Annotated in this window: 21 protein-coding genes and 1 tRNA gene; 9 read left to right on the top strand and 13 right to left on the bottom strand. The window is 35.1% G+C overall.

The genetic code is table 11. The annotated features are described in order from the left end of the window. Positions 1 to 134 precede the first annotated feature (134 nt). Together IRZ99_RS04635 and IRZ99_RS04630 are read left to right on the top strand one after the other, a co-directional pair. The gene (locus IRZ99_RS04635; protein ID WP_194656168.1) at positions 135 to 1,481 is read left to right on the top strand and encodes a sigma-54 dependent transcriptional regulator; all 1,347 of its coding nucleotides are present in this window, start codon (positions 135 to 137) and stop codon (positions 1,479 to 1,481) included. Positions 1,482 to 1,638: 157 nt separating this feature from the next. Next, a complete protein-coding gene (locus tag IRZ99_RS04630; RefSeq protein ID WP_194656167.1) occupies positions 1,639 to 2,964 on the top strand; it encodes a PAS domain-containing sensor histidine kinase in 1,326 nt (441 codons plus the stop codon). Between the two features lie 141 nt (positions 2,965 to 3,105). Here IRZ99_RS04630 and IRZ99_RS04625 read toward each other — a convergent pair whose 3' ends face one another. From IRZ99_RS04625 to IRZ99_RS04605, 5 genes are all read right to left on the bottom strand, one after another. Continuing rightward, complete coding sequence (locus tag IRZ99_RS04625) at positions 3,106 to 3,435, bottom strand: MGMT family protein (RefSeq protein WP_194656166.1); 330 nt, start codon at positions 3,433 to 3,435, stop codon at positions 3,106 to 3,108. Between the two features lie 285 nt (positions 3,436 to 3,720). Next, positions 3,721 to 4,359 carry a LysE family transporter gene (locus IRZ99_RS04620; RefSeq protein ID WP_194656165.1) on the bottom strand — a complete coding sequence of 213 codons (639 nt, stop codon included), beginning with the start codon at positions 4,357 to 4,359 and terminating at the stop codon, positions 3,721 to 3,723. A 43-nt stretch (positions 4,360 to 4,402) separates the two neighbouring features. Then, complete coding sequence (trmB, locus tag IRZ99_RS04615; RefSeq protein WP_194656506.1) at positions 4,403 to 5,080, bottom strand: tRNA (guanosine(46)-N7)-methyltransferase TrmB; 678 nt, start codon at positions 5,078 to 5,080, stop codon at positions 4,403 to 4,405. A 371-nt stretch (positions 5,081 to 5,451) separates the two neighbouring features. Beyond that, a complete protein-coding gene (locus tag IRZ99_RS04610; RefSeq protein WP_194656164.1) occupies positions 5,452 to 6,834 on the bottom strand; it encodes an ammonium transporter in 1,383 nt (460 codons plus the stop codon). Between the two features lie 262 nt (positions 6,835 to 7,096). Further along, positions 7,097 to 7,588, bottom strand: a complete 492-nt coding sequence (locus IRZ99_RS04605; protein ID WP_194656163.1) for a nuclear transport factor 2 family protein — start codon at positions 7,586 to 7,588, stop codon at positions 7,097 to 7,099. A gap of 360 nt (positions 7,589 to 7,948) precedes the next feature. Here IRZ99_RS04605 and IRZ99_RS04600 point away from each other — a divergent pair, with 360 nt between their 5' ends. Then, the gene (locus IRZ99_RS04600) at positions 7,949 to 8,617 is read left to right on the top strand and encodes a hypothetical protein (protein ID WP_194656162.1); all 669 of its coding nucleotides are present in this window, start codon (positions 7,949 to 7,951) and stop codon (positions 8,615 to 8,617) included. 385 nt (positions 8,618 to 9,002) lie between these two features. On the opposite strand, the gene IRZ99_RS04595 is transcribed toward IRZ99_RS04600, so the two are convergent. From IRZ99_RS04595 to IRZ99_RS04570, 6 genes are all read right to left on the bottom strand, one after another. Then, complete coding sequence (locus IRZ99_RS04595; RefSeq protein WP_026982687.1) at positions 9,003 to 9,317, bottom strand: HPF/RaiA family ribosome-associated protein; 315 nt, start codon at positions 9,315 to 9,317, stop codon at positions 9,003 to 9,005. A gap of 149 nt (positions 9,318 to 9,466) precedes the next feature. Next, complete coding sequence (locus IRZ99_RS04590) at positions 9,467 to 9,886, bottom strand: very short patch repair endonuclease (protein ID WP_194656161.1); 420 nt, start codon at positions 9,884 to 9,886, stop codon at positions 9,467 to 9,469. 45 nt (positions 9,887 to 9,931) lie between these two features. Then, positions 9,932 to 11,035: an HpaII family restriction endonuclease gene (locus IRZ99_RS04585; RefSeq protein ID WP_194656160.1), complete on the bottom strand. Its 1,104-nt coding sequence runs from the start codon at positions 11,033 to 11,035 to the stop codon at positions 9,932 to 9,934. Then, positions 11,032 to 12,291, bottom strand: coding sequence for a DNA cytosine methyltransferase (locus IRZ99_RS04580; RefSeq protein WP_194656159.1), 1,260 nt, complete (start codon positions 12,289 to 12,291; stop codon positions 11,032 to 11,034). The genes IRZ99_RS04585 and IRZ99_RS04580 overlap by 4 nt, the downstream gene beginning before the upstream one ends. Then, positions 12,288 to 12,509 carry a helix-turn-helix domain-containing protein gene (locus tag IRZ99_RS04575; protein WP_026982691.1) on the bottom strand — a complete coding sequence of 74 codons (222 nt, stop codon included), beginning with the start codon at positions 12,507 to 12,509 and terminating at the stop codon, positions 12,288 to 12,290. The genes IRZ99_RS04580 and IRZ99_RS04575 overlap by 4 nt, the downstream gene beginning before the upstream one ends. A 509-nt stretch (positions 12,510 to 13,018) precedes the next feature. Beyond that, positions 13,019 to 15,484, bottom strand: coding sequence for an AsmA family protein (locus tag IRZ99_RS04570; RefSeq protein WP_194656158.1), 2,466 nt, complete (start codon positions 15,482 to 15,484; stop codon positions 13,019 to 13,021). 240 nt (positions 15,485 to 15,724) lie between these two features. Between IRZ99_RS04570 and trxA the strand changes: the two genes are divergently transcribed. Further along, a complete protein-coding gene (gene trxA, locus IRZ99_RS04565) occupies positions 15,725 to 16,042 on the top strand; it encodes a thioredoxin (protein WP_012023423.1) in 318 nt (105 codons plus the stop codon). A gap of 210 nt (positions 16,043 to 16,252) precedes the next feature. Here the strand turns inward: trxA and IRZ99_RS04560 are convergent, their stop codons facing one another. Both IRZ99_RS04560 and IRZ99_RS04555 read right to left on the bottom strand, forming a co-directional pair. Further along, entirely contained in the window at positions 16,253 to 18,352 is a 2,100-nt protein-coding gene (locus IRZ99_RS04560; protein ID WP_194656157.1) for a HAMP domain-containing sensor histidine kinase, read from the bottom strand. Then, positions 18,349 to 19,056, bottom strand: a complete 708-nt coding sequence (locus tag IRZ99_RS04555) for a LytTR family DNA-binding domain-containing protein (protein ID WP_194656156.1) — start codon at positions 19,054 to 19,056, stop codon at positions 18,349 to 18,351. The genes IRZ99_RS04560 and IRZ99_RS04555 overlap by 4 nt, the downstream gene beginning before the upstream one ends. A 192-nt stretch (positions 19,057 to 19,248) precedes the next feature. On the opposite strand from IRZ99_RS04555, the gene IRZ99_RS04550 reads away from it, so the two are divergent. From IRZ99_RS04550 to IRZ99_RS04530, 5 genes are all read left to right on the top strand, one after another. Then, a complete protein-coding gene (locus IRZ99_RS04550; RefSeq protein WP_194656155.1) occupies positions 19,249 to 19,794 on the top strand; it encodes a hypothetical protein in 546 nt (181 codons plus the stop codon). A 53-nt stretch (positions 19,795 to 19,847) separates the two neighbouring features. Next, positions 19,848 to 20,441: a DUF4082 domain-containing protein gene (locus IRZ99_RS04545; protein WP_194656154.1), complete on the top strand. Its 594-nt coding sequence runs from the start codon at positions 19,848 to 19,850 to the stop codon at positions 20,439 to 20,441. 338 nt (positions 20,442 to 20,779) lie between these two features. Further along, positions 20,780 to 20,935, top strand: a complete 156-nt coding sequence (locus tag IRZ99_RS04540) for a hypothetical protein (protein WP_194656153.1) — start codon at positions 20,780 to 20,782, stop codon at positions 20,933 to 20,935. A gap of 94 nt (positions 20,936 to 21,029) precedes the next feature. Beyond that, positions 21,030 to 21,956 carry a DUF58 domain-containing protein gene (locus IRZ99_RS04535; RefSeq protein WP_194656152.1) on the top strand — a complete coding sequence of 309 codons (927 nt, stop codon included), beginning with the start codon at positions 21,030 to 21,032 and terminating at the stop codon, positions 21,954 to 21,956. Positions 21,957 to 22,042: 86 nt separating this feature from the next. Then, a tRNA-Asp gene (locus IRZ99_RS04530) sits at positions 22,043 to 22,116 on the top strand. Positions 22,117 to 22,370: the final 254 nt, after the last annotated feature.

Below are 22,370 nucleotides of genomic sequence, written 5' to 3'. Positions count from 1 at the left end.
CAATAGGTAAATACTGTGCCACAAAATTTATTATTTGTAAAGCCTTGATTTTAAAGAAGCTTTAAAAACCATTCAAAAAAAGGAGTGTTCGATAATGAACAGTTGACCGTTCGAAATCGGACAAAAAAAGACAGATGCGAAAAAAATTAGCCCAAATATTAATTGTTGACGATCAGGAAGAAATTCTTTTTTCGGCAAAAATGATTCTCAAAAAACATTTTGAAACCATTTTTACGACAAATAATCCTAAAAAAATCATTTCTCTTTTAAGCGAAAATGAAATAAATGTGGTTTTATTGGACATGAATTACCGAATTGGTTTTGAAGATGGAAGAGAGGGAATTCATTGGCTAAAAGAAATTAAAACACTTTCGCCTCAAACGATTGTGATTTTAATGACGGCCTTTGGTAAAATTGAAACCGCTGTTGAAGGGATAAAAATTGGTGCTTTTGATTATGTTTTAAAACCCTGGCACAACGAAAAACTACTGGAAACTATTGATAAGGCTGTCGCCGAAAGCAGAAAAAACATTAAAAAACCGGTAGTCGAAAAAACCGAAAAAAGATATTTTGTCGGCACTTCCCAAAAAATAAAACAAGCCTATTCTATTGCTGAGAGAGTGGCCAAAACCGACGCCAACGTTTTAATTTTAGGTGAAAACGGAACCGGAAAATATGTTTTTGCCGAGTTTATTCATCAACATTCTGAACGAAAAAATCAACCTTTTGTTCATGTTGATTTAGGTTCTTTGAGTGATAATTTATTTGAAAGCGAACTTTTTGGATACGCAAAAGGTGCTTTTACTGATGCCAAAGTTGATACGCCGGGAAGATTCGAAATGGCTTCTGGTGGAACTATTTTTCTCGATGAAATCGGCAATATTCCATTGCATTTGCAAGCCAAATTATTACACGTTTTACAAACTAAAACTGTAACGCGTTTGGGAGAAAGCAAACCAAGACCTCTAAATGTCCGCATTATTTCGGCCACAAACAGCGATATTAAAGCCGAAGTAAAAAACAAAACTTTCCGTGAAGATTTGTTGTACCGCATCAATACAATGGAAATTCAGTTGCCATCCTTGCGAGAACGAAAAGATGATATTGTTCCGATGGCTAATTTTATCCTTGATCAGATTGCCGAAAAATACAATCAGGAAAACTGGCAATTTGAAGAAAATGCCGGCCCGTATTTAGAAAAATATCCATGGAAGGGAAACGTCCGCGAAATGGAAAACAAGATCGAACGCGCTTTGATTTTAGCCGATAATAATACGATTACAGTTCACGACTTAGATATTTTAGATTTTGAAGAAGTTCAGGAAAATGATGAAAATCCTCTTTCTGAAATGGAAAAAACCGCGATCGAAAAAGCCTTATTCAAACATCATGGCAACATCAGCAAAACTGCCGAAGAATTAGGTTTGTCAAGAGCCGCTTTATATAGAAGAATAGAGAAATACGATTTGAAAAATACTTAAGCACTGGGTTGATTTTACCGCAAAGAGCGCGAAGTGTTTTTTTTCGGTGCGTTTACTGTGAACTATATTAAGTTCGCAAAGCTTTGTGTTGCGAACTTTGCGTAAACCCTTTGCGACCTTTACGGTTAAATTTATAAGCATTATTAAGAAAAAATAAATGAAAAATTGGAAGTTTTATAACGCCTTATTTGTGAGAGTCTTGTTTGTCATGACGCTCTTCTTCTTTTGCGTTTTTCTGATCTATAAAATGTTTTATTACAATGCCATTTTATTCGGACTTTTTGCTGTTGTAATGTTGTTCGAAATGTATTTTTTCGTAAAAAACCAATTACTGTTTTACGACAGAACATTGCTTTCGATACTTCAAAAAGACTTCTCGACCAATTTCCCCGAAGAGAATAAAAAAGAGAATTTCGAAAGCTTATACCTTTTGTACGATGCTTTAAAAATTCAGCAGCAGGAACAGACCTCAAAAGAATTAGTCTATCAATCGATCTTAAATAGTATAGATACCGGCGCTCTGATTTTAGAAAAAGAGAATGACGAATGGAATATCTTTTTGATGAACGATTGTTTTTCTAATTTATTCAAAGTGCCAAAAGTGAGTCATTGGAGTTACTTAAAAAACTATTTGCCATCGCTTTGCAACGAAATCGAAAAGTCTGATTTTGCCGAATTAAAGTCGGCTATTTCGATAAAAATTGAAGATCAGGATCTGCAGACTTTTATGCTTCAAACATCGCTTACTAAAACCTATAATAAAGAATATTTTATTATTTTATTGGATAGTATTCAGCGTGTCATTGAGAAAAAGGAAAAAGAAGCCTGGATCAATTTGATGAAGATTATCTCGCATGAATTAATGAATTCCTTAACGCCAATACGCGCACTTTCGCAGAATTTACTCCAAATTGTCGATCAGGAAAAACTGGAAGAAGATGATTTTGAAGACATCAAAAGCAGTATTTCGACAATCATAAACAGGAGCGATCATTTACAGGTTTTTGTGGAGAACTACAGAAAACTGGCCATGCTTCCAACGCCAACGAAAGTGATGACGCCAATCAACGCGCTTTTTGATGATTGCCTCCGAATCATGAATCCGATTTTAAAAGCAGAAAATATTGAATTGATTAACGATATAAACAGTTCCCGTTCGATTTTGATTGATAAAAATCAGATGGAGCAGGTGATTATCAATTTGATTACGAATAGTATTTATGCCTTAAAAGAGAAACAGGAAAAGAAAATGTTTCTCTCCAGTTATACCGAAAACAATCGTTTCTTCATCACGATTTCGGATAACGGAAAAGGAATTGATTCTGAAATTCGAGACAAAGTTTTTCTACCCTTTTTCACTACCAGAAAGGACGGCGCCGGAATTGGTTTAACACTTTCTAAAAACATCATTGAAGCCCACGGAGGTTATCTAAGCTATCAAACTGATGAAGATAAAACAAGTTTTGTTATTTGTTTGATTTAGGATTTTTTCTTTCCTGCAAGGTTTTCAAAACCTTGTAGGTATCAGTATTAACGGGTTAACTTTTAATTGATAATGATAAAGAATGTAAACCTACAAGGTTTTGAAAACCTTGCAGGAAGTTCTAAAATGAACTTATATCACTTATATGGTGGAAACATCCGGCGTCCAAAAGTGTTTATCTAAATCTATAATTTGATTGTCCACGACTTCAATACCCTCGCTTTCTAAAAGCTGCTGCATTAAATTCGTTCCGTCAAAATGGTGTTTTCCGGTTAAGAGTCCTTTTCTATTGACAACACGATGCGCCGGAACATCATCCCTATTATGACAGGCATTCATCGCCCAGCCGACCATTCGGGCAGAGCGCGCGGTTCCTAAAGCCTTTGCAATAGCACCATAAGAAGTCACTTTTCCGTACGGAATTTGTCTGGCGATCTCATAAACTCTTTCAAAAAAATTATCTTCAGCCATAGGTTGTTTTTTTGCCACAGATTAGAGGAGTAAAAAGATTTTTAAAATTAGTTTCCCGCAGATTCTGCAGATTTGAGCAGATCAAATATAAATCTTTTTAATCCTTAATAATTTGAATATTTTACCAAATAGAAAAGATAAGTTTAGTCAAAAATATATCCCTTTAAATCTGCCTGAATCTGCAACCCGAGCGATAGCGAACTGGCGAAGCAAATCTGCGTGAAATATTTTTTACCACACAAACAAAAATCATTTTAATCCTGTAATCTGTGGCAAACTAAATTTTTATCCAAAATAGTAATTTAAAATATTAAAAAGAGTAACCACAGCAACCAAACCCGTAATGCTTCCAATAATAGTATTCATGTTGCGCATCAGGTAATCGGTTTTCTTTTCTATTTTTCCGAAGAAGCCGATGTAACTGTACAAAGCAGCAAACGAACCCAAAACAGAACCCATTACAAAAGTAAAAATGATATTGCTTTCAAACACAAAAAGATGGTAAGAAGCTAAAGTAACACTTACCAAAACGTAATACGGAATCGGGAAGAAGTTCAGGCCTGAAAGCAACATTCCTAAAAAGAAACGGCTTTTTTTACTGCTCTTTTTGATTTTTGATTTCTTTTTGGCTTTCGGTTCTTTGGCGATAAACAGAAAATAAATCGTTAGAATTGAGAAAATAACAAATCCAACTTCACGCAATAAAGTCACAACATCCGGTCGATTGTCGATTACATGTGCAAATAAAAGAGCAACATAAACCTGAAAAAAAATCACGACAAGCGCCCCTAAAACAAACCATAAAGCATTTTTTCTTCCCTCTTTCAAATTTACTTTTGCTGCGGTCATGTTGATTAAACCAGGCGGAATAATCCCAATGAAAGCGGCAATAAAACCTGAAAGTAATGGAGTAATTAAGACCATTCAGTTGTGTGATGGGTTAGTAAAATCGGTTTTTAAAATTAAATTAGTCTTTAATTTTAAAACGAATATACGTAATTGCCTTGTTAATTTCTAAATATTGTTTTTCATAAAAGGTCTGAAAAGCAGTAACTTCTTCCGGACTTCCTTCATTTGTATACACATTATGATTCGCATATAAAACTTCGTGACCTTCACCGTGAAGCAATCCAAGAGTATAACCGTGCATGAATTCACTGTCGGTTTTAAGATTTACGACACCGTCTTTTTTAAGGATTTTTTTGTACAATTTCAAAAACTCAGAATTTGTCATTCTGTGTTTTGTTCTTTTGTATTTGATTTGCGGATCCGGAAAAGTAATCCAGATTTCGTCCACTTCATTTTCATTAAAAATATGATCAATCAATTCGATTTGAGTTCGAATAAACGCAACATTATGTAATCCGTTTTCAACAGCGGTTTTAGCACCTCTCCAGAAACGGGCTCCTTTAATATCAATTCCGATAAAATTTTTGTCTGGATATCTTTCTGCTAATCCAACAGAATATTCTCCTTTTCCACATCCTAATTCTAAAACTAATGGATTATCATTTTTAAAGAAATCAGAGTTCCATTTTCCTTTTAAAGGCATTAAATCGCCTACAACTTCTTCTCTAGTTGGTTGAAAAACGTTTTGAAATGTTTCGTTTTCTCTGAATCTTTTTAGTTTATTTTTACTTCCCACTTTTACAAAAATTTTCAGCAAAATTAAGGAATATAAACGAATGAATCAGGCAGAATGGTTTAAAAACTAGAATATAATTCCTTGCTGGTGTATGTAGTTTGTTTTTTGTCACTCCCGATAGCTATCGGGATTCACAGATTAAGAAGATTTTTAAAATTCAGATTCTGTAAGCTGGTGTAGTCGCTACGGGACATTAATTGCGGTCGTATTTATTTTTTCTACCAACATTTAACTCCTAAAGGAGTATATCTCGTAGAGATTATATGTTGGTAGAAAAATAGTCGCCACGCCGAACATTGTCCCGTAGGGACTATATATTTTAAGATAGAAAAAATCTTTTTAATCTGTGAAATCTGTGGCAAACCTAACTTTTACCCATAATGCGGTTCTGTAATTGGTTTTGATTTTGGATCTAAGGTTTCATCGTGTTGTGATAAATCCAATCCGATGTGTTCTGATTCTTCTGAAACTCTTAGCGGAATAATAAAGTTGGTTACTTTGAATAAGAAATAAGCTCCGAAGAAAGTAAAAATAGAAACCAATACCAACGCCATCATATGATGTCCGAAAACATTCCAGCCTCCGTGTAGCAAACTTGCATCTTCGCCATGAGCGAAAATAGCCGTCAGGATCATTCCCATAATTCCGCCAACTCCGTGACAGGCAAAAACGTCAAGCGTATCATCAAATCTTTTGGAGAAACTACAATTTACAACAGAGTTTGAAACCAAAGCGGTAACAAATCCGAAGAACATGCTTTCAGGAACCGATACAAATCCTGCAGCAGGAGTAATGGCAACTAAACCTACTACAGCACCTATACAAGCTCCTAAAGCCGATACTTTTCTACCATTCATACGGTCAAAGAAAACCCAGGTTAACATGGCTGCTGCCGATGAAGTGGTGGTGGTTGCAAAAGCCATTGCAGCAGTTCCGTTGGCTGCAAGAGCTGAACCCGCGTTGAATCCGAACCAGCCAAACCAAAGCATTCCGGTTCCTAATAACACAAACGGAATATTGGTTGGAATATGGTCGCTGTTTTTTCTTTTTCCTAAAACCAGAACTCCGGCCAAAGCTGCGAATCCAGAACTCATGTGTACTACTGTTCCTCCGGCGAAATCTTTAACGCCAAAATAACTTCCTAAAACTCCTGTCGGATACCAAACGGCGTGACATAAAGGAGCGTATATGAAAATGGTAAATAAACTGATGAAAATTAAATAAGAGATAAAACGAACGCGCTCTGCAAACGAACCGGTAATAATGGCCGGAGCGATGATCGCAAATTTCATTTGGAACAAAGCAAAAAGCATAAACGGAATCGTACTCGCTAATTTTTTATGTGGTAAAATATTAACGTAATCCATAAAGGCAAAAGTGGTCGGATTTCCGAAGAAGCTGTAAAAGTGCTCTCCAGATCCAAATCCGATTGGATCTCCAAAAGCTAAACTGAAACCAACGGTAACCCATAAAAGTGTTACAACGCCCAAACAGATGAAACTTTGCAACATGGTTGAAATCACATTTTTCTTGCCTACCATTCCACCATAGAAAAATGATAATCCCGGCGTCATGATTAAAACCAGACAACAAGAAGTTAACATCCAGGCAACATCGGCAGGAACGATTTGGTCTAAAGTGCCAAATTCTGATAGTACATAATTATTCTCTGTAACTGTTGGCCAAAATGCGCCCGTAATACAAACTAAACTTATAATAATAAAGGAAATGATCCAGCGTCTTTCTATTTTCATTTTTCAAATACTTTATTTAACCCTATTTTTTTTGGGGTCAAAGTTAAAAAAAAATAAAGATTTTGATTTTGAGGGCTGTTAAAATAGAGGTAGGTGTTTGATTTTAGTCAATTTTGTAAAATTCATATCCTTTTTTTGATAGAATTGTATTTCTGAATCAAAAAAAAGAGTCCAAATTGCCAAATATGTTATAATTAAATTGCTATCGTGACTTGTAACGTGCTATAAAAGTTACGTTTATAATAAGAAAGTTCTAAAATGTTTATTTTTTTTGAAGTTTCGCAATCAATGCGTCTTCGATTGGCGCTTTTATTTTAATTGCGGCATCCACTTCGTCATTCGGAACCGTCATTGATAAAACGTATTGCTGAATTTTCCATTCTTTTCCCACTTTCACCAAAACACCAGAACCGCGACAGATTTTCATTTGTGTATTTAGTAATTCATCAAACCACGCAACCTTTCCGGTTTTGTCAAAAAAGATATGACGTTCCAGAGTCGTAAAATTCCAAGTTCTGCCACTTTTGAAAAAAGGCTGCGCCCAAGTCTGAAAATCTGGTTTAACCCAGTTCTCTGTAGCATCTGTCCCAATGAAAATTGCATCTTCGGTCATTGCATTAAAATAGTCTTCAAATTTCACATCGGCAGCGGCTTTGTGCCAGGCATCGAGTGTTTTGTTGATTTTTTCTTTTTCAGCATTTTGTGCATTAGCAAAAACGGTCACAAACAATAAAAGGATAATTGATTTTTTCATGGGTTTGGTTATTTGAGTTAAAGGTAAGAAAAAATCTTTTTAAAGGTTCAGAGGTACAGAGAGGCAAAGGTTCAAAGGTTTTTTAAACTTTGCGCATAATATCTCTCGCAAAGTCGCAAAGTCGCGAAGTTTTATTTTAAGTTTTTATATTCGTTATCACATAAGTAATATAAGATCGTATTAAACATTGCGCATAAATTAAGCGCAAAGCAATAAAGACTTAAAGAAAGCTTTTAAAAAAAAACTTTGCGACTTTGCGAGATTAAAACGACAAAGCAAAGCAAAACTCAAATTCTCTTACATAACTTATATAGCGTAAACATTCATTTACTATATTTGAATGCTTTAAAATACCACATTATGAATTCGAAAATATTTATTAGTTCGATTGTTATTACTTCTTTAATTTTTGTGTCTTGCAAAAAGGAATTAGAACCTCAGGAAAGTACACCCACTTCTGAATTAGTTAAATTAGGATTGGTAAAAGATACGGCAAAAGTCAAGTCGGTAGTAGAGGCACCACAGCCACAGACCAATCCGAATACGGTATTGGGTGAAACAAAAGGAATGAATCCGGCACACGGACAACCGGGACACCGTTGTGATATTGCAGTAGGCGCGCCGTTGAATTCGGCACCAACGCAAGGACAAACGGCAACTGCTCAACCAACACAAACGGTACAGGTAAATCCGAATCAGAAAAATATGGTGACCACAACAACTGTTGCGGCTCCTGCAAAAGTGGCGAAAGGAATGAATCCGTCTCACGGACAGCCAGGACACAGATGTGATATTCCGGTTGGAGCGCCTTTAAATTCTCCAGTTGCAAAAACAGCTGCGGCAACTTCAACGCAAAGCGGAAGTAGCACACAAAGTTTTACCGTTACACCACCACCAGCAAATACAAACGCAGTTCCGGCTTTATTAAGTACCGAAGCGCCTAAAGTTGCCGAAGGAATGAATCCCGCTCACGGACAACCAGGCCACCGTTGCGATATTGCAGTAGGTCAGCCATTACCAAAGACGTAGTTTTTTTTTCCACCATATAAGTGATTATAAGTTCATTTAATTAGGGTGTTTACTTTGCGCTAAATTTGTAAATAGTAGAAGGTCATATAAGATTGAACTTAAATTAAACGCAAAGTCGCGAAGTCGCAAAGAAAATAAACTTTGCGGCTTCGCGACTTTGCGAGAGATATTATGCGCATACCTAATATAAACTTATATGACTTATATGGTAAAAGCGTGAGAATTGATCTCCCATAAGCAACCTAATATGTACTTATATCATACAGCATAAAAAAATAAGCCCAAAGTAATTAAATGAACTTATAATCACTTATATGGTGGAAAATTAAGCGCAAAGTTATTAAATGAACTTATATCACTTATATGGTGAAAAAAACGTTTGTTATTAAAATGTTTTCTGCTTTTCGAAAGTAGTTGTCAATGTTTTTTTGGCTTTAGCCAAAGCACCACTAAAAGCTTTTTCAAGTGTATCTGAGTGTTCTGTAACGGTTATGGGTTGTAGTTTTGCTGTGCGGACTTCGATTACACATTTCTTATCGTTTAAACTGAATTTCTCGCCATTTTCGTCTCCAAAATGTACTTCAACGCGGGTGATTTTTTCTTCAAAACGTGTTAGCCCTTTTTCTAATTCTCCAGAAAAATAAGCTTCTAATCTTTCGTGTCCTTCGATGTTTTTGTCGGTATTGATTTGAATTTTCATATGGTTTATATTTTAATGATTATTCTCAAAGCTATCTTTTTTAAGATGAAAAGCCAAGTGAGTTAAGGAAACATTATGAAAATAATGAAAGGTTCTTTTGCTTGGTTTTGTCAGGCTGAGCGGAGTCGAAGCCCCGCAACAATGAGAAGCTAAATATTCTGTCTTTCGCTAATTGCCTTCTGAATTTCAACTAAACACAAATCCAGATTCTTTTTAATATCAGTACTCCAAAAACGAAGAATTTTCCAGTTTTGAGATTCTAGATACGCATTGACTTCGATATCTCTTTGCATATTTCTTTCGATTTTTTTGATCCAGAATTCGGGGTTGGTTTGAGGTTTTTTTCTGGTTTCCCAATCTTTTCCATGGAAGAATTCTGAATCTACAAAAATGGCAATTTTGAGTTTTTTAAATGTGAAGTCTGGTTTGCCGAAGACTGTTTTATTGTTTTTTCGATATCTGTAACCTAGATTCCATAATGCTTTTGCCAAACGAACTTCTTCTTTGGTATTGGTGCTGCGAACAGCTTGCATGTTTTTGGATCTTTGTTCTGGAGTTAATTTATCCATATTTAAATAGTAAAAGAAACTATCTAAATATAAGACGATTTTAAACTATTTTGTGAATCTAATTTGTAAATTAAGTTTAAAAAACAACTTTCCATCTTTTCTATATAAATCACCGAATTTATGTTTGTTTCCACCTCCTGTTTCAAGTTTTGTATTATTTAAAAGATAGTTTTCAAAGTCATTTTTATTATAAAGGTGATAGCAGAGGATGTCACCATCCTCTTTTACAATTAAGTAGCCTCCTGTAGTATCGTATATGCCGCTCCATACTCTAGAAGGCAGCATACCTAAGGCGACATCTGTAAGGAAGCGTTTAATTTTGTATCTGTAAAACTCATGATTATTAGTTTTGTCAAAATTTAAAGGATTCTCTACTTCAAGAATATTAATTAATTCTGTTGTTAATGTTGCTTTTCCGGAATAATAATAAACTAATATTTTTGCTAATATTGATGGGAGCAAACTGTCAATTAGTATCAAGTTATTAGAAAAAATTGGTTTTTCAATTGCTTTAAAGAGTAAAGTTCCATTTTTTTCAAAGATGTTTTTTGTTCTCTTTTTTACATCTTTTAATAATTTTGATCCTCTCTTAATAAATAAAGAGTTTATTTCATTGATTTCTTGATCATTAATTTCAGTATCTATGACTTCAAAAGTGAAATTTGAAAGTTGCGAAGCATTAAAAAGTGTAGCAGCTTCTCCTATTTGTGATTTTATACTGAAACCAAGGATTGGTTGTTGGTTTGTGTGCTTGTCGTGAATAACTATTGTTATATCTGTCTTTACAGAAGAGCCTGCTTTTATTGATACACAATTTATGCTATGCATAAATTCTTCAATTTCTTCATTTTCATAGCCTTTACCAGATTCTTTGGTACCTTTAACAGTATTTAATAGTGTAATGGCTTTCTCCTTAAAAGTTTCAATAGGAATTCGTAAAACTTCTTCCTTTCCTGAAATTAAAACAATATCATCAAGAATGGAATACTCGAAATTACCTGTTTTTTCAGTACGTAAGATTTTAATTATTGGATAGAAAACATTAGGGATTTTTTGAATATTTTCGTCACCAGGAACTAAAATTTTATCGCTTAGTAATTTGAATAAAACATATATTTCGCTCCATTCACCTATATTTCCTGATTTCATAATTTATTTTTTATCAAATCAATTATTTTTTCAGCAGTTGCTTGTATTGCAGGAACGGCAACCGAATTTCCAAATTGCTTGTAAGCAGAAGCGTCAGCAACAGGAATTATGAAATTATCAGGAAATCCTTGTAGTCTTGCCCATTCACGAGGAGTCATTTTTCTAATTCCTTCGCGATTTACTTCACCTTTTATATGTGTGGTCGGAGTGAAATCTTTTATTCTGTTGTCAAGTACTAGGTTTCTTTCACGACCCATTCCTCCAACTAAAATTGAATTTGAAATTTCATCGTCTTTGATAATCGAATATCCAAATCCGTTTCCTTTATTAGCATGTCTTTCTTTATGATTTTTTAAAGTTTGTAAATATTGAGTTGACAAGTAATATTTTGTTGGAACAACTTTCTTTTCTTTTACACTTTTGAATGTTACTTTTTCTTCAAAAGGTTCAGGATATTTAAAAGAATCAATATTCAAGTCCTTTCTAAATCCAACAATATAAATACGTTCTCTGTTTTGAGGAACACCAAATTCTTTAGCATTCATAATTTCAGGTTCGGGAACATAATATCCCAGATCATTTCTAAGGACATTTAAAATTGTTTCTAAGGTTTTTCCTTTATCATGACTTTTCAAGCCTTTTACATTTTCTAAGAAAATTGCTTTTGGTTTTTTGTCTTTAATAATTTTAGCGACATCAAAAAACAACGTTCCCCTTGTGTCTTCAAAGCCACCTCTTTTTCCGGCTATTGAGAATGCTTGGCAAGGGAATCCTGCACACAAAACATCAAAATCTTTTGGGATATAATTTTTGGTTCTCTCTTTTGTTATATCTCCAAAAGGAGTCTCTCCAAAATTTGCTTTATAAGTTTTTTTTGCATTTTCATCCCATTCTGAAGTAAATACGCATTTACCACCCAAATTTTGTAGTGCTAATCTAAAACCACCAATTCCGGCAAAAAGATCAATAAATTTGAAAGTATAATCTTTAGGAGTTGGAAAAGGTACATCTTCAACTTCGAATAATAATTGTTGTAATGCAGAATCGGAAAGAATGTTTAGTTTTTCTTCCTCGTTTTTGTATTCTACAATTTGTTTTAAATATTCTACTGCTTCTTCTTTGAAATGATCTTTAACTCCATTGTCATAATTGTGCAAATAATGAGTTAAAACAGCTTTTCGATTATCATCTTCTTCGATAAAACGAATTTTAAATTTTTTACCATCAAACTCATCAATTGATATTTTCTCTTTCATTTCTTAAAATTGTTATCGTTAAAAAAAGCTCCAAAATCAGTGTCAAGAGCTGTGATTATTTTTTCTATAATTTCTATTGAAACATTCCGTTGACCTTTTTCAATATCTGAAATGTAGTTTCTGTCAACGTTAGAAATATTGGCTAAATACTCGATTGAGTATCCTTTTTGTTCTCGAAGTTCTTTGACTTTGAATCCGAATTTTTCTTTGATATTCATAGTTTATAAAAATAGTTTTGTGCGTACAATTGACCCGCGTACAATTGACCTCATTAAATATTAGTTTTCAACTCGATATTAACCATGGTTTTGACTTTTGATGTATAAAAAAACGCCAATCATTTCTGACTGGCGTATATTAATATTTCTAAATCTTCTTATGAAACCAAGTCCCCTAGCCCTGATAGAAGCGGTATCCTTTTTAGGCCATCGGAAATGTCTCGTTTACCGTAAACGATCTGCCTAAAAAGATACAAGTGGATAGCAGGAAATAGCTCCTAAAGAAAAAGAAATTCCAAAATTTTGAATTCAATTCTTTATTTCTTGTGTGCTTTAGTGCCAATCTTTGTCGAGTTTCTTGCGAGGATTTCTCCTTCGTCGAAATGACAAGATTGCGTGGTACTTCTCTATTTTTAGACTTTAGTGTCAATCTTTGTGGAGCTTGTAGTGCGACTCTTCGACTTCGCTCAGAGTGACAAACTGTGCCTTCTATGGAATAATAAACGAGGTTATTTCTCTTTCTTATTCTTATCCTTCTTCCCCCATTTAATTTTCATTTTCCCACCATCATCAACGGCAAGTAAATGCAGGACAATTCCGCGGTCGCGCACGGCGTCGCGTTCGGCTTTGGTGGCGAGTTTGGCGTCGTCTTTGGAGTTTCGGAGTGGGATGGTGAGTGCCATATTGGTGCCGCGGCCAAAGGAATAAACACCTTCGGCATCGAGGTTGAGAACGCTGGAACTTATGGTGAGTTTATTGACGTCGACCAGTTCGCCGCGAAGTTTGCAATTGCCGGATAAATCGCTGAAAGTGATGTTCTCGACATCGCGAAACGGAAACGCAAATTTCCCGATTTTAACGATTGGCTCAAAGTTTATTAAAGCACCGTGACTGACCTTGAAATTCAGGCTTCCGTGTGTTGAATTCGGGACCAATTCGCCGTTATGGATCATTCCGGTCATATCGGTATTGCTGGTGAGCTGTCCGCGAATATTATTGGGCGTAAATGATTTGATTCCGAAGTTATTAAACGACTTTAAAAATTGCGTAATATCAACCTGATTAACCTGTGCGTTGGAAGCGAAATTGTAATTTTTGCCATTTGGAGAAAGCGTCGTACTAAAATTAATGCTTCCGCCACACGTTTGCAGCGAACCATTTTTGATGACCAATCGCGAATCGATCATCTGAATCACCGCTTTTGTATTGGTTGCGGTCAATTTATTGTACGTGATTTTATCGGCTTTGAGGTTAATGTCGACAATGCATTTTTCGATCGCGTTGCGCAACTGGTTCGACATAGAAGGTTTTTTGGCAGTGACTTTCCTTTTTTGAGAAGTGGCCAAAACACCCAGAAATTGTTTAACATCGATACTTGGGCAATAGATATTCCAGTTTACGACCATTTTTTCAGGGGCATCGTAATACAGATTCAGGAAATTATTGATTTTTCCATCTATAAAAATGGTGTTGTTTTTATGTTTGTAAGCAATTTTATTAATGATCAAAGCCTCTTGCGTAAATTGTAGCTGAACGTTTATTTTTTCTGCATTAATGTTTTTGGGAATAAAATGGAAGGAGACATTTTTAACGTCTACATTTCCAATAAAACGCGGTTTGGTAATGTATAAATTGACAATATCAAACTGAAATTTAAGGTTGAGCGTGGCGTGGCCTTCGGTAAAATGAATCCATTTTTCGGTGTTTTCTTCGTTCATAACCGGAAGATCAAAATCAGAATTCACGACTCCCGTAGCCAATGGTTTTTCGAGATTGTTGATGGATAATTGCGCAATTTTAAGCGGCACATTTCTGTATTTAGCAGAAAAACGGGTTAGAATTACAGCCGAATTCGCATCGCTAAAACCTTCTTTTGGTTTGAAATTGTTGGTAAAAATACCTTTGAAATTACAATCGGTCAGTAATCCATCGGGAATGCTGAGTTCGTTGTTGTGCACTTCGGCCTGAACGACAATTCGAGGATCACCTTCGGCATTAAAATCGCCTTTGATGTCGCAATTCACATCAATTTCCTTTTTCAGATTAAAATGGTTCAGCTTAGAACTGATGTTTGCCGATAATAAATTGGAAGCATTTTGCCATAAAATTGTAGTGCTAATGTTGATGCCGAACAGCGCGCTGCCTTTGGCTAAATTGAAAAAAGCAACAATGTCAAAGGAATCGGATCCAATTTTTAAACCATCTGTTTTTACATCTATTTTTTCTTTTTCGGCCGAATAGGTAACGGCAAAAGTGCCTTTGAGACGTTTCTGTTTGGCGAAACTTCCGTGAACGGTATTGAAGGCCAAACTACCAATTTGAGTATCCAGAAACAGATCGGTTTTCCAGTCGTCTCCGTCGTAATCTACTTTCGATTTTAAGCTGGCGACGTCAAAATCGAATAATTTGTGGCCAATGCGATTGTCGAGAATAAAATGAACATTGTTGAGGTCGATTTCGTCAATCGTGGTTTCGCTGTCCGATTGGGTTTCGGGTGTTTTTTTCTTTTTCGGTTTAAAAATATCCGAGTTAGAATAACCGTTTTCGGCTTTATAAAGATATATCTGAGCGTCGTTGATCAGGATTTTATGAATGTTGATTTCCTTTTGCAGTAAACTCCAAACGTTTAAACGGACTTCTATTTCTTTGGTTTTTAATAAAGTATGTTTGTGGGTTTTCCATTGTTTGTCTTTGAGTTCGACATCTTTTAGAGCAACTGTAAAATTGGGCAAACCGGTTAAAAATTTATATTGGAAATCGCCAATATGAAAATCACCGTTTATATTGTCGTTGATTTTGGTATTGATTTTGGCCATTATTTCGGTTTTGTTCTGATTGAAATAAATCGATAGTCCGGCACCGGCAATTAACACTAATGCGACAAGTCCTAAAACAAAATATCCAAAGCGTTTGGCGTATTTTTTAAAACCGGCTGATTGTAGAAAGTTTTTTATTCTATGTAAAGTTGCTGTCATAGGAACGAATTTTCTCAACATTAAAGATAACATAAAAATTAATGTTATTTTAATAATTTGATATTCAATTTATTGTGGTAAAATGTTTTAGGAAATCCAAACATGTAAATTATATAATTAATGACAATACATTTATAATCAAAACTAATTTGGGAATGGTGTTTCATTCGTATTTAATTTTTAAATTTGTACTCTAGTTTGAAGATTAATAATTCAGACGTAATTTAAACCTAAGATATTATGGCATTAGCAATAACAGATGCTACTTTTGACGAAGTAGTTTTAAAGTCAGATAAACCAGTAATGGTAGATTTTTGGGCAGCATGGTGCGGTCCTTGTAGAATGGTTGGACCAATCATTGACCAATTAAGCGACGAATACGCAGGTAAAGTTGTTGTTGGTAAAGTGGATGTGGATGCTAACCAGGAATTCGCTGCAAAATATGGTGTGCGTAACATACCAACCGTTTTGGTTTTTCATAACGGTGAAGTTGTAGGTAAACAAGTAGGAGTTGCTCCGAAACAAACTTACGCAGATAGTTTAGACGCTTTGTTATAATCGTAAGATTATAATTGATATAAAAAAGGTTTGGCGAAAGTCAAGCCTTTTTTATTGGGCTTTTTGCCACTCCCGATAGCTATCGGGATAAAAAGATTTTGTTTCACGCAGATTCTGCAGATTTTAGCAGATTCTGCAGATTTATTTAAAAGCATGTATTTAAATCTTTTTTAAACTTTCCTAGTAAATAAATAATCTGCGCAAATCTGCTTAAATCCTTTTTAAATCTGCGTGAAAAAATATAATAGTAAAGGTAGTTCCGGAATCTGATTTTGAAATGACTTTAATTTTAGCGTTAATTGCTGTTGCTAAATCACGGATTAAATGCAGGCCCAAACCAGATTTGATTCCGATGACTTCTGAGTCGTCGTACAGCGCTTTGAATTTTTCCTGCGTTCCGCCGGGGCCATTGTCGGTTATGGAGAGAAAGGTTTGATTGCTTTCTTGCCAGGCTTTCCAGATTATTTTTCCGTTTGAAGTTTTATCAAGAGCTTTTATAGCGTTTCCGGTCAGATTTCGGATGATGGTTTTTAGGTAATTTTCATCTGTATTTAAGATGATGTTTTCCGGATCTTCAAAGGAAATTTCGATATTTTCAACACTTGAAAAATGTTTTTGAGTTTCTTCAAATAAACCGGAAACCGGAAAAGTATGAAATTGAGGTTTGAAGTTTTCCATTTGTCCTTTGCTCCACAATAAAATATCTTCCATTGATGATAATAAATTTTCGGCTCCGGTAATTACTTTAGTTTGCATTCGTAAAGCAGTTGCTTCGTCTATCAGTTCCGGACTTTCTTTTTGAAGATGTAAAAAGTGAATTAAGTTCGAAACCGGACTTCTTAAATCGTGGTTTAAAATACCAAAAAATCTTGCTTTTGTTTTATTGGCTTCGTCTAATTCGGCATTCAGAAGTTGTAATTTCTGATTGGTTTTCTTTCGGTTCTGACTTTGTTTAAATAGTAAAAGCAGAATAATGCCAACCAGTGCCAATCCGGAAATGAGGAAAATGCGTTGTTTTTTGGCATCTGCAATCTGAATGTTTTTAATGGTATTTTGAGTCGAGAGGTTTTTTATTTCCTGACCTTTTGCCTTGTTTTGAAAACGGGCTTCGGCATTGGCAATATTTTGCTTCGCTGACTCGAGCATCATCTCGTCATTGGCCTGACTGTAAATCTCGTTGTATTTGTAGGCTTCTTTCCAAAGCCCTAAAGCGGCATAACTTTGAGCTAATTTTTTATTGATGTTGACGTACGATTCTTTGTCATAGGTATAAGCATTTTTGGAGGCCAATGTCAAAATTTCGATTGCGTTTTTATAGTCTCCTTTTTCATATAAAACCCTTCCCATAACGGCATTGGCTTCCATAATAATATCATCGTCGTTTGATTTTTGACCCAATAAAACTGCTTTTTTAGCATAATAATAAGCCGCATTGGTCTGGCGTTCGTTTACGTAATATTCAGACAGGCTTCTGTTGGCAAAACTCAAATTAAGGAATAAGGAATCTTTTATTGTTGGGTAGGTATAAATCAGCTTATAATATTTTTGAATACTGTCGAACTTTTTCATCGGAACAAAACATTGCAAATAGTAGTTGCACAAAAAAGCACTTACATAAGGAGAACTTTTGACATAAGGCTTTGCTTCATGTAAATATTCGAGTGCTTTTTCATATTGTTTCATTTTAGTGTAAGCCGCCGCAATTTGACTGTATGAAATTCCGATATTTTCTGTATTGGCAACCGTTTTTGAAATTTGTTTTTTGTAGACAATGGCTTTTAATTGATAATCAATAAAAGTTTCATATTGTGCATTGTTGAGGTGATATTCGGCTATGCTTCCGTAAAGAACTGCTTTTGTGTAGGTGTTTTTTGTGGTATCTACTACTTTTTTTATGTAATCGGCCAGATGCTTGTTTTTAGAAGTTTCATTTAGCGCATAATACATATAGTTAAGGCGCGATAAAGCAATTGTCAAATTTTTAAGGTGTCTGGCGTCTTTAGCATATTTCAGAGATGCTTCATAATTAACTAATGCTTCCTTGTATTGATTGTTACTGAACTCATAAGCATATCCTTTGAAATAATAAAATTTACTCAGAAAGGCCGGGTATTTTTGCGAAAGCTTTATCCCTTTTTCTGAAGCTGCCAAAAGTGCTGAATAATGTTCTGCATTTTGAATTTCATTACAGTATTTTACCCAGGCTAGAAGTTTTTCTTCTGGGGTTTTATAGCGTGCTAAATTGGGTTCCCGCTGTGCAAAGGCAGCGCATGTTATAAAAAGCAATAACAGGAATCCCAGTTTTTTCATGAAATAAAGTTTAGGTTTTCTTTATAACTTCTTCCGACCGGAATAGCAATATTGTTGTTCAAAATGATTTCTGAAGTATTTATTTTTTGTATAAATTGTTTCTGCACCGCAAAGCTTCTGTGAATTCTAATGAAAGACTGAAAATGATCTTCTTTCAAAAGATTTCCGATACTCGATAAAACACAATGTCTCTTTTTATTAGTAATAATTAGAGTGTAATCCTTTAAGGCTTCGAGATATAAAATTTCGTGCAGTTTTACTTTTGTTTGTTCGTGGCCTTCTTTAATATAAATGGTATCGCCGCCAATACTGGCTTCAAAAAGAGAAGCTTTCAATTTGATTTCCATAAACTCTTCAATACGGCTTACGGTTTGCGAAAAGCGATCTAGTTTTAAAGGTTTCACAATAAAGTCAAGCGTTTCGATTTCAAAACTTTCAACAGCATGTTCCGGATGCGCGGTTATAAATATACAAACCGGAATTTCTAGCGCTTTTTTTCTGAATTCTATTCCGCTTAAACCGGGCATATCAATATCGAGAAACAAGATATCAATGTTTTGTGTGTTTATAAAAGGGAGTGCTTCTTCAGCCGATTCAAAAACGCCCAAAATATCCAGAACAGGAAATTTTTTAGCAAACGATAGCACCGTCAGCCTGTCAATTTCGTCATCGTCAATAATAATACAGGTGTATTTTTTGGTCATTTATTTGGTTTTTGCGTCGTCTGTCTATTTAAAATGTCGTCTGTCTATTAGTGGTTTTTAGGCCGATTTTAATCCTGCAAATTTGTCTCGTAATACTTCATCAGCAGAAAAGAAATAGGCTTTTGACTTTTACAAAAATAATGCTATTGAATTAAATAAGAACCATTTAATAAATTTTTAAACTAAATTATTATGAAATTTTCAAAAACCATTTTTACCATTTTATTAGTTGCCATTTCTACCATTTCATGCAGCAGCGATGACGGAACCGACGGAACCAATGGAGTTGACGGACAGCCAGGTGCACCCGGAGCAACAGGAACAGCTAATGTTATTTATAGCGCATGGATCAATGCTCCAACAGCCGCTGCCGAAAATATAGACGGAACTTCCGGGATGTCTACCACTATTAATGCACCAGAACTATCCGATGAAATTCTTTCAAAAGGAACCATATTGGTTTATGTGTCTTTTGGGTCTGGCACCTTCACAGTACCATACACCTCCACTGCAGGCGGATTTGTTAATACCATAACCGCAATTTCTACTCTTAAAAAAATCAAATTGTTTCGCTTTAGACATGATCAGGGAGGAACTGTAAACATTCCGACCTCACTATCATGGCGCTATATTTTGATTCCCGGTGGCGTTGGTGCTGCAACGGCTAAAGCTGCAAAAGCAGATTATGCTAAAATGAGTTACGAAGAAGTTTGTGCGCATTTTAATATTCAACCTTAAGCCTTGAAAGAAAAAACCATTGAACGAAATAATAACATTCAAATTATAGTATTATGAAAACTTTAAAAATCCTTTTTACCATTTTATCAATCGCAACTTTAACCATTTCCTGCAGTAGTGACGACGACAAACCAGAGGAAATTAAATATAACGAAGAAAACCCTTTAGACGCTTATATGGCGGGATCTGGATTCAGCCAAAAAGCGGTAGATCAAAAAAATGTAGGAATTTATGAATATGGTTTTAGTTTTAAACCCACCGTAACAGGGAAAATTAACGCTTTGATTGTGAAAATTCCAGATGTAAACAGCGCACTACGAATTACTTTGTGGGATGCAGCGACGAAAACAGTTATAAAATCGGAAACTATAAATGTACCTACCGCGAATGTTACAGTAGAAAAAGCAATAGCTTCAATTGCACTAACTAAAGACAAAGAATATTTTTTCACGGTAAATAGTGACGACTGGATTAACAGAACAAAAACCGACGGATCTGCGGCAACTTATCCTATCGTTGCCGGAAATATTGTTATTACGGGTTATGCTTTTATCTCAAGTACGGCAGCGGAAACTATTTTTCCTACCAACGCGCGCAATACGTATTATGCCGGAGATGTAACTTTTAAATTTCAACAAACTGAGTAATTTGTTTTTGGATAGCTTGAATTAGTAAGTTTGGGAAAAGGTCTGGCAATCGTCAGGCCTTTTTTTTAAGTTTTTTTTGCCAGTCCAGGGCTCTCGGGACAAAGGATTGGAATGATATTGTTTCACGCAGATTTAAAAAGATTTAAGCAGATGCACACAGATTTATTTATTATTAAAATCAAAATTAAATCTGCTTTAATCTGTAAAATCTGCGTGAAAAATTTTACGACTAACTTTTTAAGCAATATCAAATTAGTGGAAATTTGTGTAATTAGTAGCAAACATTTTAATCCGTGGTAAACATTTTTTATTTTTAACGAATCTTATATTTCTTAAAAATGAAAATCCGCTACAGCTTTCTTTGTTTTTTCGCTTTCCTTACCATTGGTTTTTCTCAGTCGAAACAAAGAGGAAAACTTGTTTTAGAAAATGGTGTTTCAGAGCAAATGGCTATTCGTCAAAATATGCTTTTAATGAAGTGCAGCATTTCTTAAAAGAAAACCCTAATTTTAGTCCGATATTAAAACGAAAATTATTTCAGGCGACAGACGGTTTGTACCGCGCCCAAAATATTAAAAAAGAAACCGAATGAAAATTGAATCGGAAATAGAGAAAGTCTCCAGTTTTCAGCATCTCGAAATGCTGGCGAATCAGGTGGTAGAAGGTTTTATATCCGGAATGCACAAGAGTCCGTTTCATGGCTTTTCTGCCGAATTTGCCGAGCATAAAGTCTATAATGCGGGAGAAAGTACCAAACATATCGATTGGAAATTATTTGCCAAAACCGATCGTTTGTACACGAAACGTTTTGAGGAAGAAACCAATTTACGTTGTCATCTTATTGTCGATAATTCGTCGTCGATGCATTATCCGGAACTAAAATCGAATCAGCCTTTTTATGAAAAGAAGATTGGTTTTGCAGTTTTGGCATCGGCCGTTTTGATGAATATTTTAAAGAAACAGCGCGATGCTGTTGGCTTAAGCGTTTTCTCAGACAGCTACGAATATTATGCTCCCGAAAAAGGAAGTGATCGTCACCATAGAATGCTGCTCAATAAACTGGAACAATTATTAGAACAGCCAAAAGTTAAAAAGAGCACGGATACGATTACGTACCTGCATCAGATTGCGGAGAAAATGCACCGCCGTTCGATGATTATTCTGTTCACCGATATGTTTCAGTCAGAAGACGATGAAAAGCTTTTTAATGCGCTACAACATCTAAAACACAACAAACATAAAGTGGTTTTGTTTCATGTAGTTGATCATGAAACCGAGCTGAAATTTGATTTTGATAACACACCAAGGAAGTTTATTGATGTGGAATCAGGTGAAGAAGTGTCGATTTTTGCAGATAATGTCAAAATGGAATATGAAAAAAGGGCAGAAGCGTACTTTAAAAACCTGGCTTTGACCTGTGCGAAGAACCAAATTAAGTACGTTCCGGTGAATGTTGGTGATAATTTTGAAAAAATACTGACTACATATTTAGTTGAAAAACAAAACTTTGGCTAAGAATTTTAAAATATATTTAATTTTTTTTATCAAAACACTTGCAGAAATGAAATTCTGTACTATCTTTGCAACCGCAATAACGCAGAGGTTTGGTAGTTCAGTTGGTTAGAATACATGCCTGTCACGCATGGGGTCGCGGGTTCGAGTCCCGTCCAGACCGCAATATTGGGAAAAGCCTTTCTTTTAAGAAAGGCTTTTTTGCCCAAAAACGGTATCTAAGATTAGTTGTGTTGTTTGCTACGACTTTGTAACTCGTAGCTGGTTTAGTAGTTAGACCAATGAAAAGCTTTCCACTTTTGTGGATGGCTTTTTTGATTTAAGACATATTGGGATTGTGGTTTAACCGCAGAGTTCGCAAAGATTTACGCAAAGGTTCGCAAAGTTTATATATAGCTTTGCGAACCTTTGCGCTTT

Origin of the sequence: Flavobacterium sp. LC2016-12 (assembly GCF_015351595.1) — a bacterium.
Lineage (GTDB): Bacteria > Bacteroidota > Bacteroidia > Flavobacteriales > Flavobacteriaceae > Flavobacterium.
The sequence above is the reverse complement of the archived record's forward strand: the minus strand, read 5'-3'. Positions and strand labels throughout refer to the sequence as shown.